We start from the raw sequence: 15,948 nt of genomic DNA on the forward strand, positions 1-15,948 counted from the left end.
ATAATAAATTTATATCTAAARTTTTTAATGGAGAAAAATACTACTGGCTAGATTATGATGAAATGTTAGAAAATCTACTTATTCTTAATATAAAAAAAGATACACTTTATAGAAAGCTTAAAAARCTTTGCAGAAATAAAATTCTTAAACATACTGTGTTAAGAGATAACGGATCATATTCCTTTTATGGTTTCACAGAAATCTTTTATAAAATATTTGATATTAAAAATAATAATAATTCTAAAAATAATCATAGTGAAAAATCTCCGAATACATCTATGGATAAAAATACCGATAGTCTTGATAATTCTTTTTCTTCTTCGGATAATTTGCAAAACAGTTGGGATTCTCCCCATAATACTATGGATAAAAATCCTGACAATATGGATTTAGGTGATTTTATGTCCGTATCAAAGGGACTTTTTAAAGACCTTCATGGAGATAATTCCTTGATGAAAGATATATATAATATATTAAATAACATAACAATGTTATTTAATAATATAAAATCTATAAATAGATTTTATATAAATAATCAAAAAGATAATAATAATATATATAATAATATAACAACAACAACTACTAACAGTAGTACTAGTAGTACTTCTAATAGTTTTAGTTATAATTTAAATAAGGATTTAAATCCTATAAACTCTAAAGTTTATTCTTACTACAGCGAAAATGGTTTTGGTAATCTAACTACAGATGCAATTTTAACTTTAGATAGGCTTATAGATGATAATGACACATTTACTGTTATAGATGCTATGGAAGAAGCAATTAGCAAAGGAAATGTTAGACTTTGCTATGTTGAAGGTATTCTTAAAAATTGGAAAATTAACGGTAAGAAGATAATGCAAAGGCAATATAAGAACTCATCTTCTAACAAAGATACATTTAATAATTTTCATCAAAGGAAATATGATTTTGATAAATTAGAGAAAGAACTTTTAGGCTATGATTTTTGTTAATATAATGACTATAGAGTTTCATACTTAAAACTTAATTTTATAGCTTTAATCAAGTCAATAATTACTATGTTTCTAGTACTACTAAATACACTATGGGATAAAAAGATAGTTCTCATTTAGTTTTTAATATAAGTTTATTAAGATTTCGTTATAAGCAATAATTTTATACTAAAAGGTACAGACGAATAATCGTCTATTTTACTATATTTAGGGGTTGATGCTTTTCTTCATTTCGTTTATCTTCTAACTACTGAAGATCAGTCCCTAACATTATATTTGGGATAAAGCACCTAGCTAAGCAATGCTTTAAAATTTCTATGTCCTAACAAGAGGGACAGGTTCATTTGCGGCTAGTTGCTTTGTTTAAACCGTAGATTCTATAATTAATGTATATCCATAATAAGATAAGTAAAGAACCAGTACCTTTCTTAACTTTTATAAAAACTACTTAAAATCAATATTTTTTAATACAACCTAAAAGAGACATATGTTTTAAACACGCTTCTTAATTCTTAATTCTTAATTTATATTATTAAATAATTTTTTTCAAGAATAACTCCACATCTTTAGGCCTTTTCAATATTACAACTTTATCTTTAAATTCTTTTTCTATATTTTTATAATGATTATGTTTTTCTTTAGTTCTACCCTCATGTAGAATCCACCAAATGAATTCTACATCAATTTTTTCTATACACCCTTCAGCCATACTTTCTCGGGTTCTATTTTGATTCTTAAAATATCTTTTTATAGCTCTATAAATACATATCCTACGAGGGAAATCTAAAAAAATAATTTTATCAGCTTGCTCTAATCGTTCTTTCTGAAAAAAATCATTATAGTTTCCATCAATTACCCATGACTCATTCTTCATAAATTCCCAAGTTATAAAACGGCATTCTTCTGTATCACGCTCAACCCAATTTGGTAAAAACTTAACTGTATCAAGAAATAAAACAGGTATATCATAATGTTCTGCAAGTTTTCGAGCAAGTGTTGACTTTCCACTACCGCTATATCCAATTATTGCTATTCTCATAGAATACCCCTCTTCCTAATGAATTAATAATATATAAAATCTAATACATTTTCGATAAGTATGTCTAAAATTCCTCCATTAATTTTTAAAATTTAAAATTTTTATGTTTATACTTTAAATCCTATATTTATAGGGAAACAAGCTCCAATTTAAATTTATTCAATAACCTTAAAATACTCTTATACAAGTTACAGTGTTGAATTCTAGGTGATTGGGAGCATGTCTCACTATTTTAGGTATCCAAGTTTTGGAATGGATAATTTTAAAAGTCAACTTGGAACCCTATAGCTTTTTTAAAACTTTATAAAATAAAAAAACATATATTGTCATATGTTTTTTTATTTGTTTTCAATTGATTATATTATAATGTTATAAGCATGCACGTAAATCTAAGCCATTCTATTTCAATACTATAATTGAGAAATTTTTACAAATAAATTAATTACTTTTTTCTAAGTCTTTTATAATATTATTTATTTCCTCTAAATTTAATTCTGTTGTATCAATAATAATATCAATATCTATACCTTTTTTTAAAAGTTTTTTAGCTATTTCTCTTTTGCCTTCCTCTCTACCTTCTTCTCTACCTTCTTCTCTACCTTCTTCTCTACCTTCCTCTTTTCCAACTTGTTTATAATGTAGTTTTCTAATTTCTTCTATAGTCATTTTAAATGCACCTCCACTTTTCTTTTTATACTCATCAAACTTTTTTTCTAATTCATGATTTTCAATTAAAAATAAGTATTCTAAAAAGTCTACTAATGCCTTTATTTGCTCATTATTTTTTACTTTATCATAGTTTTTTAATTCATCAGCTAAATTGATTTTTGCGTCGTATATTTCTTTATCAGTTACACCTGTTTCCAGTAAACTTTTTGCCATTTTAAAAACCAATTTTAATGGGTTATTTTCACTAATTTCCTCAAAATTTATTTTCTCTATATCTATAGTTCTAAAATTATATGTTAATATATCATTATCTATTTCTGGCAACTTATAAACATACCTTTTATCTTTTCCACGTTGCCCCTTGTAAGTATATATTGCTGCAGCTACTATTTCTGATTTATCTTTTTGTTTATATCTAAACTTATCCCATATTCTGTAAAAATATCTAAACATTCTTTCCCCAAAAACTTCATGGTCACTACTATAACTTTGTACTTCCACATGTATAAATAGTATTTTACTTCCTTCATTTTTTAACCTTACTTTTATTATCTTATCTGAAATTATTTTCTCGCTACTGTCTCTATCAAATATATCCTTTTGAATTTCTTGCAATTCTTTATCTAGTGATTCGGTTCCTAAATTCCAATTTATCTTATTAAATATCTCTGGGAAAAGTAGTTCTACTATTTCTGTTTCAAAAGCTTCTAATATAGACTTCCAAGCTGCATCAAAATCATGTTTTTTAGCCAATTTATTCACATCCTTTGTTTATCTAATTATATCATAATTTAATTATTTTCTTCATCTCTTTATTTCATAAATAATTATTGTATTACCTAATTTAGTTACACAATTTTATTGTAAAAGGTTTTAATAAAAATTTTATTAGTGAAAATAATGCTTTAATGTTATTAAAAGAAAAAAATATTATAAAGATAAAATATTGGAACAATGTAATAAAATAATAAATATTGATGATTTTAAACTTAAATAAAATTCCTAGCTAAACTATATATTTTTTAATATATAATTTAACTAGGAATTTTTCAGTAAACTTACTTTATGCTTTTTTAGTCTATAATAAATCTTTTACATTCAACTTTAACTACAAACTTAATTTTATGCATATTACACTTTTACTTTCATTTCACTTGAGCTATCCATATTTTTATATTCCTTGAAAATTAAATATAACGCCATAATAAATACTGTTCCATCTACTAATGGTGTTGCAAGCCACACCCCATAATTTCCTATTATTTTAGGAAGTATTGTTATTGTCGGTATAAAAAGTATTACTTGCCTTAACAAAACCATAATACTAGCATTTTTTCCATTACCTATTGATTGAAAAAAAGTTATTCCCATAATTATTGTTCCCAACACTGGGAATACACTATACATAGTTCTAAAGCTAACTATTCCTGCCTTAACAGCTTCTACATCTGTTATAAATAATGCTAATACATTAGCTGAAAAAATTTCAATAGGAATCCAAAATATTAATGCCAAAACTGTTGCTCCTATTATAAATATATTGGTAGATTTTTTTACCCTTGAAAATAATTTTGCTCCATAATTTGTACCTACTACTGGTTGTAACCCTTGACTCATCCCCCAAAGAGGAATAAAGGAAAATGCTTGTATTCTTAAAACTGCACCCATTAATATTAACTGACTTTCTCCACCATACTTTGATGCCATCCTATACATTAAAGTTTGTTGTAGAATACTCATTAGTTGCATCATCATAGCAGATAATCCTACTGAAAATATTTGAGGAAGAAGTAGTCTTTCAACTCTTATTTTATGGAATCTTACAGTTTTACTCTTCTTAATAAAATATATCATTGTTATTACAAATTGTACAAATTGAGAAGATATTGTAGCTACTGCTGCACCTTCAATTCCATATTCGCCAAAAGCTATAATTAAAATAGGATCTAAAATTATATTTAATATTGCTCCTATACCCATAAAAATCATAGCTTTATTCATAAGTCCTTCACCACGCATTATCATATTAGCGCTTTGTGCAAAATTAACAAAAATTGAACCTAGAAAAACAATTCTAATATATCTTACTGCTAATTCTAATATTTCTCCTTTTGCTCCAGTTAAAAGTAATAACTTTCTAGCAAATATTATACCTAAAATCATAACGGCAAGTGAAAGTAATAAAACTAAAGATAGTAAATTTCCCATAATTTTATCTACAGTTTCTTGGTCATTTTTCCCTATAGCCCTAGCTAAAACCGAAGCAGATCCGATACCTACTAAAGTAGCTATGGCACAGTTAATTAAAGTAAGTGGATATGCTACTGATACAGCTCCCATAGCATTTTTTCCTATTAATTGTCCAGCAAAAACTCCATCCATGAAAGAATATAAGCCTATTACAACCATACCTACTATTGCTGGAACACATAACTTAACCATTAATTTTTTAGGATCTTCATTTATTAATTCTTCTCTATTTTTACTCATAAATTTATCCCTCCATTAACCCATTAATTATTAATAAATATTAATAAATCTAAAACACATATTAATCCCCCCTTAAACTTCAATTGACTTAAATAGTAAAATAATGATATAATTACCTTATAATAATGATAATCATTATCATTATTATATTTCAATATATGCTATAAAATTTTTACTTATACACTTATATATAATTCTATTTAGAATCATTGTCAATTGATAATACAATAGTTGTCTATTAGCGGAAATTTAATGTCTTATTCTGGTATTTAAAATAGGGGGTATTTATGAAAGATATTATAAAAGAAATGCATGAACCTTGTTTATTTAAATGTGGTTTTCGCCCTGTCAAATCTACTTTTAATTATAACAAAGAAGGCCTATGTTATTGTGTATCACCTAATAAAGGTAATGGATATTACTGGGTATATGCTAAGGAAAATCTATTTTCTATTTCTATACAGGACTATGTTCTTTATGATGATCTTTTTTTAGAGTATAAACAACCTACTTACATAGGAATAAACTATTATGATTCTATCTCAAAAAAAGAGCTTCAACCTTATAAACAATTTAATAAGAGTTGTATACGAGGACATATTTCCAACAACGATTTATATAGAGCAATTTACCATAGAAATATTCCAGTTCATTCAGTTGGTATAGAAATAATGCCTGAATTTTACGAAAACTATTTAGATATAAAATATCCTGGTGAATTTAAGAATCCTCAATTTGCATTTAACTCTATTAATGACATAAATGACTTTTCAGAGCTTATATTTGTCTTTAGACAAATAAGGAATTTTCGTGGTACTGGCGCTGCTGCTAAGATGTATTACGAAAGCAAAGTTTTTGAAGCATTTTCTTTAATAATAGAGAAAAATAGAAACTTTACTAAAAAAAAGATTTTAACTTCTCAGGATTCACATTTTCTTTCTTTAGTACATGATTATATTGAAGATAATTTTATATATGATATTAAGCTAGATACACTTGCTGAAATTGCTCTTATGGGAAAAACTAAGCTTAAATACATTTTTAAAGAAACATATAAATGTACAATTACTCAATATATTCAAGATATGAGAATCAGCTATGCTGAATATCTTCTGGTAAATAGTAGTTTAATTATACGTGAAATTTCTAGAGCTGTTGGCTACAATCATGTTGGTTACTTTTCAGAGCTATTTAAACGTAAAACAGGTTTATTGCCAACTCAATATCGTAAACTAACTAAATGTAATATAGGCCTATAACTATAGCTTTCATTGACAAATGATTTAAAATGAATAACAAATTATGGGAGGTTATTATGGAATTTAAAACTAAAACTACATCTTGGTTGTTAACATATCCAAATCCTAATGATAAAATTCGTATTTTTTGCTTGCCTTGTGCTGGTAGTGGAGCATCTATATATGGTCAATGGCATAAATTCTTACCAAAAGATATAGGCGTATACCCTATTCAGTTACCTGGAAGAGAAAATAGAATCTGTGAAGATCCTATCCTTGATATGGATAGTTTAGTTAAATATATTACAAACTCTATATTGCCATATTTAGATAAACCTTTTTTGTTTTTTGGTCATAGTTTAGGTGCTAGAGTGGCTTTTGAAATTACTCATAATCTTAATTCTGTTTATAATAAAATACCAAACTGTTTGATTGTTTCAGGAAGTCGAGCTCCACACATCCCAGAGCCAAATCCTATTCATTTTTTACCTGATAATGAATTTTTAAATGCAATAGGAAAATTATCTGGTATTCCTAATATTATTTTTGAAAATAAAGAACTTATGAATTTATTTCTTCCTATATTAAGAGCTGATTACACAATAGATGAAACTTATGTATTTAAAGATAAATCTCCTTTGCCTTGTCCTATAATAGCTTTTGGAGGCGTATATGATACAGAAGCATCTGAAGATGAAATTCAAGACTGGTCAGCTTATACAAGTAATTTATTTTCTTATAGTATGATTGAAGGCGATCATTTCTTTTTCAAATCACATGTTGAGGAGCTTTTAAATAAAATCTCTAAAATCATTTCAAATTATAGGGTTCCAAGTTAACCTTAAAAATTAGATGATTAATAATTATTTTGATTTTTTTAATAAAAATGATAATAAATTTTTAAAGATAATAGTAAAAGATTTTGATACTATCAGTTTTAAGATTTCAAGTTTATTAGAATTAAATAAAAATGAAATTCATATTTGGCTGATTTATATTGATTTATATAAATCTAATACTTTATTCTTTGAAAATCTTCTTTGTAATGATGAAGTAAATAAAATGAATAGCTTTTGTTTTGAAAAAGATAAAGAACGTTTTGCAATAACACATGGATTATTACGAATCTTGATAAGCAGATATTTAAACTTATCAAATAATGAAATTAAATTTGAAAAAGACCTATATGGAAAGCCAAAAGTAGTTATAGATGATAAAAATATTAATTTTAATATTTCTCATTCAAATAATTTAATTGCTTTTGCATTTTCAAATTCAGCAACTATTGGAATAGATGTTGAATATAATAAGAATATTAATGATTTTAATGATATAGTTACTAACTATTTTCATGAACTTGAAATCGAAAACTTTAATAAAGTTTCAAACTTAAAAAAACAGGATATTTTTTATAAATATTGGACCCAAAAAGAAGCTTTTCTTAAAGCTACTGGCGAAGGATTAAATAGATCACTAAGTTCATTTTATATACAAAATAAATTTGATAATTATTATAAAGTTAATGATAAAAATTATTCAGGATATATATGGAATATAATTTCATTTAATATCCTAGACAACTATACTGCATCTATTTGCTTTAAACATGATAATTTAGGTGAATAATAATATTAAATAATTTAAGACTTTGCCTATAATTCACAACGTATTTTTTAAAATTTAATAGAACCTATTTTGTAAAAATTTTAAGCTATCATTTATCTAAATTAAATTATTAGATAAATGATAGCTTTTATTATTTAACTAGTTAGTAATTATAGGAGATGCAATTAATTTAACTAGTTTTTTAACATAAGATTCATTATTTACACAAGAGAAATGATTTCCTTCAATTTCTATAACTTCTAAGTCGCCAATACATATATCTTTCCATAAATCTATAACTGATTCATTATCACCTACTAATATATTAGAAAATTCCTTGGCTTTAAAAAATCTAATGTCTCCTACATACGCTTCTGGAATATAATTAACTGATTTTGAACTATGACAAAACACACTAAATAACTCTTCCAACATTTCTACTGGTATTTTATTTTCAATAGAGCTACTATATATTTTAAACCTTTCTTTTTTGCTTAAAGAGTCCATTTTTCTAAACATATCTCCAACTTTATTTAATGTTTCATTTCCACCTATTAAACAAGCTGAACCCTTAGAAATTTTCTCTTTATTTTCTTTTAGCAAATAATTTATTCCTTTAGATAAACTATTTATACCTACATTATTACAGCCAACTTGGTTTAAATTTATATTTAATGCTAATTGAAACATAGCTTCAAGAATTAAATCATCTTCAATATAAAATGTTCCTGGGAAGCTATCAATTAAAGCAACATCTATTACAGATATATTATTTTCTAATAAACGTCTTGCAACTTCAACTGCTATTAATCCCCCCATACTATGGCCTATTAATTGAAACTTTTCATATCCTGTATCAATTAAAAGCTTTGAATAGTCATCTGCAAGAGCATTAATAAGATTTTTTTCATTTATTTGTCTATAAATTTTATCATCATTTACAGTAATACCTACAACGGTACCTAATCCTTGTTCTTTTAAATTTTCTAAAAGTAAACCAAATTCATTTATGCTTCCTAATCCGGCATGAAATACTACTCTTAACGGCTCTTTCTTTTCAGAATTAAATTTTGTTATTACTCCATTACTATTATTCTCTTGTTTTAAGGAAACCTTCTTATAATCATTATCATAGTTTCTTATAAATTTTGCACTTGATTTAATATTAGGTTCGTTGAGCATTTGCTTTAATAACACATCAAAGGGTATATCCTTTTTAAAAGGCTCTTTTGAAAGTTTGCTACGTAATTTTGCAGCAACTTGAGCCATAATTAAAGAATCTGCACCACAATGATAAAAATCTTCTGTTTTATCAATACATGGAATACTTAATGCTTCTGTCCATAAATCAGTTAAATAATTTTCTAGAAAATCTTTTTCTTCATTTTTAACTGTAATTATATCTTTATTTTCTATAATTTTCGGTCTCCATGTACTTAATTCTTTTTTATCAACCTTTCCATTAACAGTAAGAGCAATCTCGTCTACTATTTGTATATGAGAAGGTATCATGTAATCTGGAACTTGTTGTGATAAATAGTCTACAATTTCTTTTTCTTTAACTAACTCTTTTTCTTCCTTTACACACATTGCAAAAACATTAATTCCAAAAGGAGCCAGTCTATGTTCTCTTTGTGGCAACATTAAAATTGGAGATTTACTATGTTGTTTCATAAGATTTAACCAGCTATCTGCATTAAGATATGAACTCTTTACTCTAAGCTCATCACTAGGTTTTGTCATCATAAATGCTTGTGATATTAAAATCCAATTCTGTTCCTTAACTGGTTCTGAAAAAACCATCCAACCTTGTGGAGACAATAACTCTATTAGATTTTTAAAAGTTTTAGGTATATTTTTTGCATTTTCTATTACTTCTGCTCCAATAATTATGTCAAAACTATTTGGTGCAAATCCTTGATTTCTATAATTATTATCTATATCAAATATGCCAAAGGTTACACCTTTATATTTTTCAAATCGACTTTTTGCACTAGGTATAAAAAACTTTGTATTATCCGTAAATAAGTATTCTATTTCTTCTTCCTTAAGAGCATTTAATACTTGCTCAGTAGTTGCTCCTGTCCCTGCTCCTATTTCTAAAATTCTTAATGGTATTTTAGGATGATTTTCAGCTATTCTTTTTATTAAAGTAGCTATACAATTATTTAAATATCTAGAAATTATATGATCAAAATATAAAGATTGTACATAATCCATTTTACCTTCTGGATAAAGTAATGAAACTGGATCTTGCTCTTTAGATAATAACTGTGGCAACTTTTCAAAACATCCACGTAAATAGTTTATAAATCCATTAGTGCCACTTATTTTTTCCCATACTTGTTCTAAAGTATCCCACTGTTTTTCTATCTCATCTTTAGTTATATGTTTACTACATACATAATTGTTATTATCATCTGTTAATAAAACTTTATCTTCTTTTAATTTTGATAACCAACGAATTACAATCCAATGAAAATCATCACTAATTTTTTCACAATTAGTTATATCTTCAATATTTATTTTTTCTCCATTCTTTAACAGTCCGATTTTTTGAAGTGAATATAACATAGAGTTTTGTACTACTTTATCAAGACAGTTTACTGCATTTTTTATGCTATCACTATCTATATCTTCAATGACTGAATCAGAACTTTCATGAATTCCATCATATAGTTTATACAACTTAGAGTTAATTTCTTTTTTGTCTATATTCCTACTGTTAGCAAGTTTAACAACACCTAATAAAGATTTTTCATCATTTATTTTATCTACTAAAACATTGGCCATAGCAATAGACGGATGTTTAATTAATGCGCTTTCAATTTCTCCTAGTTCAATTCTATGTCCTTTTATTTTTACTTGATTATCTATTCTTCCTAAGAATTCAATATTGCCATCAGGGTGATAACATCCTAAATCACCGGTTTTATACATTCTCACTTTATCTGATGGATGGGTAACAAACTGTTTAGATGTACTCCACTCATCATTTAAGTACCCATATGCTAGACCATCACCTAAGATATACAATTCTCCTTCACACCACACTGGACAATCATTCATTTTACAATCTAAAATACGAAACTGTTGATTAGCTAAAGGTTTTCCATAAGGTATGCTTTTATATTCATCATTATATTCTTCATAAATATGATAAATAGACCATATTGCTGCTTCTGTAGCTCCACCTAAACTAACAACCATGCTATTAGGTAAATAGTTATTTATCATATTAGGTAATTTTAAAGGAATCCAATCACCTGAAAGTAATGTTAAACGTAATGTAGAAACATTGATATTTGAATTATAACTTAGATAAGATATTAAAATTTCCATCATTGCCGGAACTGTATTCCATATTGTTACTTCATGTTTTATCATTAACTCAGACCAATGAGATGGATCTGTTAACCTATCATTATCTGGATATATTAAAGTTCCACCTACTGAAAGTAGTCCAAAAATATCATAAACTGATAAATCAAAGCTTAATTTAGCAAGTCCAATAACCGTATCAGTATATTTAACATCAAACTTTGTATTCATATCATCAATTGTATTCATAGCAGCTTTATGGCTTATAATTACACCTTTAGGCTCTCCAGTAGAACCAGATGTGAAAATTACATATGCCGGAAGTTCTGGATTCCCTAATTGAGGGATTACATCATAATCATTAGAATATATTAATTTATCAACTTCTATTACACTTAAACTTTCATCCCAAGTTCTTTTTACTGATGAATTTGTTATAATATATTTTATATTTGCTTTTTTAATTATATTTTGTAAACGTTTATATGGCTGTTTTACATCTATTGGAACATACACTCCCCCGATAGCTAATACTCCTAATACAGAGGATACTTGGTGTACAGATTTGTCCATAATTATTGCAACTTTATCTTGAGGTGTACAGCCCAATTCTTTTAATTTGCTACCAATATTTAAACTTCTAAAAACTAATTCACTATAACTAAGTTGCTCTTTTGAGTCAATAACTGCAATTTTTTCAGGATATTTTATAGCATTTTTAAAAATATCATAATGTAATAATTTGGTATCCATATTTAACTTTGTATCATTAACTTTCTTTAAAACTTCTTCCTGCCAAGAAGGAAGTTTTAAAATTTCTTTTTCGTCCCATAACTTCTCATTTTCTGATAAAATGTTTAAAAGTTTTTTAAATGTCTTAAACATATCTTCTATCATATGTTTAGGAAATACACCTTCTCTAACATCCCAATTTATATCTAATCCCATTTCATTATCCATTGCTTGACAATCTATAAATACTTGTGGAGTTTGACTTATTCCATGTTCACCTATTTGTCCTTTCATTTTGCTTTTTTCAATCTGTTTTGTAATACCAATTGCACTAGTAAATACTATTGGCATTAAAGCATTTTCTCTACCTTTTCTACGAGATGTTTCTCTTAATACCTCTACGCCAGAAAATAAACGGTGATCTAAATCATCTAATAATTGGTTCTGTATTGATTTTGCATATTCTTTAAAAGAATAATCATTTTCCATATTAATTTCTAGTAGATTTACTGATGTAAAATCTCCAATAATCTCGTTTACTTGTTGGTGCAATGGTTGGCGATTCAGTAATGTAAGATTCAATAAAAACTTTTTATTACTACTCCACTTTTCTATTACCTTTGCATATGCAGTCATTACTATAGTAGATGGTGTTAATCCAAAATTCTTAGTATGATTTTTGATTTTTGCCCATTTTTCATTATCAAGATGTAATGAATAACGTTTAAAATTAACTGCTTTTTTATCTTCTGCTTTTTTATTATTTAAAGGTAATTTAGGTGCTAATGGTAAACTATCTATTCTATCCATCCAATATTTTTTATCACTTAAATATTCAGGACTTTTCTTTAAATTATGTTCCTTTACCATATAATCTTTAAATGTTATTTTTAGTTCTGGCAAAGAAATATTAGGATTTTCATATATTTTTTCAAATTCTGATATTAGTAAAAGAATGCTTGTCCAATCCGCAATTAGAAAATCCATAGAAAAATGTAAAATTGAATTATTCTTCATTTTAGTTATTCCCACATCAAATAATGGCCAATTTTCAGCATTATATATTCTATGTCCCATTTCTTCTCTTATAGAGTTAAGCTTTAATTTATTATATGAAATATCACCTTCAGACAAGTCCATATAGTTTATTTTAAATCTAGGAACAGTTTCTAATATTCTTTGATTACCTTTTTTATCAAATACTGCTCTCAACATATTATGTCTTAAAATAAGTTTATTCCATGCTTCTTCTGCCATTTCATGCTCTAAATCTGAATAATTTAACTCCATATAAATATGACAAGCAACACTACCATATTCAAAAAGTTCTTCTCTTCCTAACAAATATGCAGATTGCACATCTGATAAAGGAAATGGTATAAATTGTGATTCTGAATCTATTTCTGTTTTACCCTCCCTCTCTTGATTTGCTAATATATTTATTATATTATTTTTATAAAATTTTAGTTTTTCTAAATTACTGCTAGATAATACTCCTTTAGGTGCTCTATAGCGTAAGGCTCCATCCTCTTGCCATAATGTTACACCTATATTATTTAAATATTTCAAAAGTTCTTTAGCTTCATTTTCCACTCAAATGCAACTCCTTTCAAATGCTCGATCTAAATATTTTTTAATCATTTACTATAATTTGTTGTAGATTATTTATAGATATATGTTTATAATCATCATTGTTTTTTATAGAAGGGTATCCTAATTTTTTAGTTATTTCATGCCAATACTTAGAACATAAAAGATTCTGTTGTCCATTTTTGTTTAACACTTCTTTTTTAATGTCTTTTAAAATCATATCTTTTATGAATATTAAATCTTTACCTATTGATACTGGCCACTCTTTTGTAAGTATATCTTTAAAAGAGTTTTCTGTTATTCCACCAAGTATTTCAGAACTATTATCAATTAAATTCAAAGGACACTTATCTTTAAACTTATTTGGAATTCCATTAACTTCAGGCACATATAAACAAGGTGACCAAACTATAAAACCATGAGTTTCTATTAAAGATATTCTTCCTCCTTCAAATCCAATATTTATTTCATGTAACAAAGGTAAACAGTTATCTGGATTTTCTGGATCCAATCTATTGTCCGCTTTTATTAAAATAGGAATATCTCCAATTTTTCCAGTAAGTATTTTTAATATCCCAACTTTTTCAATATTATCATTAATTTTTAAAGGTCTGGTTGATGATAATATTTTCAATAAAATATGAACTAATGGAAAAGATACTTGAGTTGTACATGATACATCTATATATAATCCTTTTTGCTCTTTTAATATTGCCTTAGAATATAAGTTAAATTTATTCACTGATGGAAGATTTACATATAAATCACCTATATGGAAACAAACATTATTTTTTCTAGCAACTTTCATGCATTTTGTTATATCATTATAATGAACAGGTTGCTCTAGAATTACATTTATTCCTTTAGATAAAAACTCTAATGTTAAATCTGTACCATTGCCACCGATGACACCAGATTTTACTACAACACAAGCTAAATCTATATCCGTTGGTAACTCTTTAATATCTGTATATAATTTAATCCCATATTCTTTTGCACAGCTTATTGAACGTTCACTTCCTTTAGCTAATAATCCAACTATTTCAAAATCTTCTTTTAACAAATTTAAAGCCTCTATATAAAATTGTCCAAATCTTGAACCACAAACTATAGTTTTTAGTCTTTTTTTCAACTTCATTTTTTTATCCTTTCATTCTTCAATGGTTTAAATCATACCTTCTTCAATATTTAAAATTTCAGTTTTTATTATTATAGATTGCTCTATTAACCTATTAATAAAATTTTTTAGATTTATTACTTGTGACGGGTAGTAAGTTCCTACAATATTAGATTTATTAGAAATAATATTATCTACAACATTAGCTGCAACTACTCCAGATAATTTATTTCCATTATATTTGCACAAAAGCTTAGATATAACTTCAATATAACAATTATCCTTATAACCATTAGCTTGAATATCCATTGATACGAATTCCTCTTTTTGTATTGATTTTAAATTGTGCTTCATCAATAATTGGGCAGATTCTTTTTTTTGCTTTTCTGTTTCATATTGTTTTAATGCTTTAATGATTACATAATCATTTAGTATTGATTTATCTTCATAAACATTATAGAAATATGCATTTTTAATTTTTTGTTGCCTTACCATTTCAATAAATTCTGTATTCAACACTGGGTATACATCAAAATTTTTTTCTGAATCATAATCCTTATAATTTTGATTTGTTCTATTTTCTAGTTTTACTGAAATACCCTCTCTACAATACATCATGCCTTGTCCACTATTTTCTTCAATGCCACATACAAAATCGTATGCAGCATTGAATGACATTTCTCCCTTATGCTCAAAATAAATTTCTAATTTATCTACTTTATCAAAAATACTTTCAGATATATAAGCAGGATAAATTTCAGATAGGCCTGGGTATATTCCAGCTGAAATAATAAATAATAATCTCTTTTTTATGATTTCACTCTGTTTTTCTTTAAGATAATCATATAAAATTTTATTACCTGAAACATCTAAATAATTAACATTTTTTTTAATACATGATTTTACTATTTTAATACTTATTAAATTAGACGGCCCTGCACAATTAACTACTAAATCACATCTATCACAAAAATTATCAACTAAATCCTCATTGTTAATCTCTACCTTAATATATTGGTCTTCACTAATCATATCTTTATATAAACTTTTAATTTTCTCTAAATTTCTATATCCAAGCAAAACATCATATTTATTTAATTTTAAAATAGTTTTAACAGCACCTACACCAACTACTCCTGTAGCTCCTAAAATTCCAATAGTTTTCTTATTCACTCT

10 protein-coding genes are annotated in these 15,948 nt (G+C 26.2%); 4 read left to right on the forward strand and 6 right to left on the reverse strand.

What is annotated here, in order from left to right; all coding sequences use genetic code 11:
- A partial coding sequence (locus ACYUE0_RS13800) for a DnaD domain protein (RefSeq protein WP_460271024.1) occupies positions 1-971 on the forward strand: 971 nt, incomplete at its 5' end.
- Between the two features lie 532 nt (positions 972-1,503).
- On the opposite strand, the gene ACYUE0_RS13805 is transcribed toward ACYUE0_RS13800, so the two are convergent.
- The 3 genes from ACYUE0_RS13805 to ACYUE0_RS13815 all read right to left on the reverse strand — a co-directional run bounded on the left by ACYUE0_RS13805 (position 1,504) and on the right by ACYUE0_RS13815 (position 5,169).
- A complete protein-coding gene (locus ACYUE0_RS13805) occupies positions 1,504-2,010 on the reverse strand; it encodes a DNA topology modulation protein (RefSeq protein WP_460271025.1) in 507 nt (168 codons plus the stop codon).
- A gap of 438 nt (positions 2,011-2,448) precedes the next feature.
- Positions 2,449-3,432, reverse strand: coding sequence for an Rpn family recombination-promoting nuclease/putative transposase (locus ACYUE0_RS13810; protein ID WP_460271026.1), 984 nt, complete (start codon positions 3,430-3,432; stop codon positions 2,449-2,451).
- 378 nt (positions 3,433-3,810) lie between these two features.
- Positions 3,811-5,169 carry an MATE family efflux transporter gene (locus tag ACYUE0_RS13815; protein WP_460271027.1) on the reverse strand — a complete coding sequence of 453 codons (1,359 nt, stop codon included), beginning with the start codon at positions 5,167-5,169 and terminating at the stop codon, positions 3,811-3,813.
- A gap of 287 nt (positions 5,170-5,456) precedes the next feature.
- On the opposite strand from ACYUE0_RS13815, the gene ACYUE0_RS13820 reads away from it, so the two are divergent.
- From ACYUE0_RS13820 to ACYUE0_RS13830, 3 genes are read left to right on the forward strand one after another with little or no spacing between them, the layout of a single operon-like run.
- Positions 5,457-6,428 (forward strand): helix-turn-helix domain-containing protein, encoded by a 972-nt coding sequence (locus ACYUE0_RS13820; RefSeq protein ID WP_460271028.1) that lies wholly within the window; start codon positions 5,457-5,459, stop codon positions 6,426-6,428.
- A 56-nt stretch (positions 6,429-6,484) separates the two neighbouring features.
- A complete protein-coding gene (locus tag ACYUE0_RS13825) occupies positions 6,485-7,246 on the forward strand; it encodes a thioesterase II family protein (RefSeq protein WP_061996347.1) in 762 nt (253 codons plus the stop codon).
- A gap of 13 nt (positions 7,247-7,259) precedes the next feature.
- Complete coding sequence (locus ACYUE0_RS13830; protein WP_460271029.1) at positions 7,260-8,033, forward strand: 4'-phosphopantetheinyl transferase family protein; 774 nt, start codon at positions 7,260-7,262, stop codon at positions 8,031-8,033.
- A 138-nt stretch (positions 8,034-8,171) separates the two neighbouring features.
- On the opposite strand, the gene ACYUE0_RS13835 is transcribed toward ACYUE0_RS13830, so the two are convergent.
- From ACYUE0_RS13835 to ACYUE0_RS13845, 3 genes are read right to left on the reverse strand one after another with little or no spacing between them, the layout of a single operon-like run.
- Positions 8,172-13,658, reverse strand: a complete 5,487-nt coding sequence (locus ACYUE0_RS13835) for an amino acid adenylation domain-containing protein (protein WP_460271030.1) — start codon at positions 13,656-13,658, stop codon at positions 8,172-8,174.
- A 40-nt stretch (positions 13,659-13,698) separates the two neighbouring features.
- Positions 13,699-14,793 carry a Gfo/Idh/MocA family oxidoreductase gene (locus tag ACYUE0_RS13840; RefSeq protein WP_460271031.1) on the reverse strand — a complete coding sequence of 365 codons (1,095 nt, stop codon included), beginning with the start codon at positions 14,791-14,793 and terminating at the stop codon, positions 13,699-13,701.
- Between the two features lie 27 nt (positions 14,794-14,820).
- Positions 14,821-15,945, reverse strand: coding sequence for a saccharopine dehydrogenase NADP-binding domain-containing protein (locus tag ACYUE0_RS13845; protein WP_460271032.1), 1,125 nt, complete (start codon positions 15,943-15,945; stop codon positions 14,821-14,823).
- Between the last annotated feature and the right edge of the window lie 3 nt (positions 15,946-15,948).

The organism is Clostridium sp. CTA-19 (genome assembly GCF_054767855.1).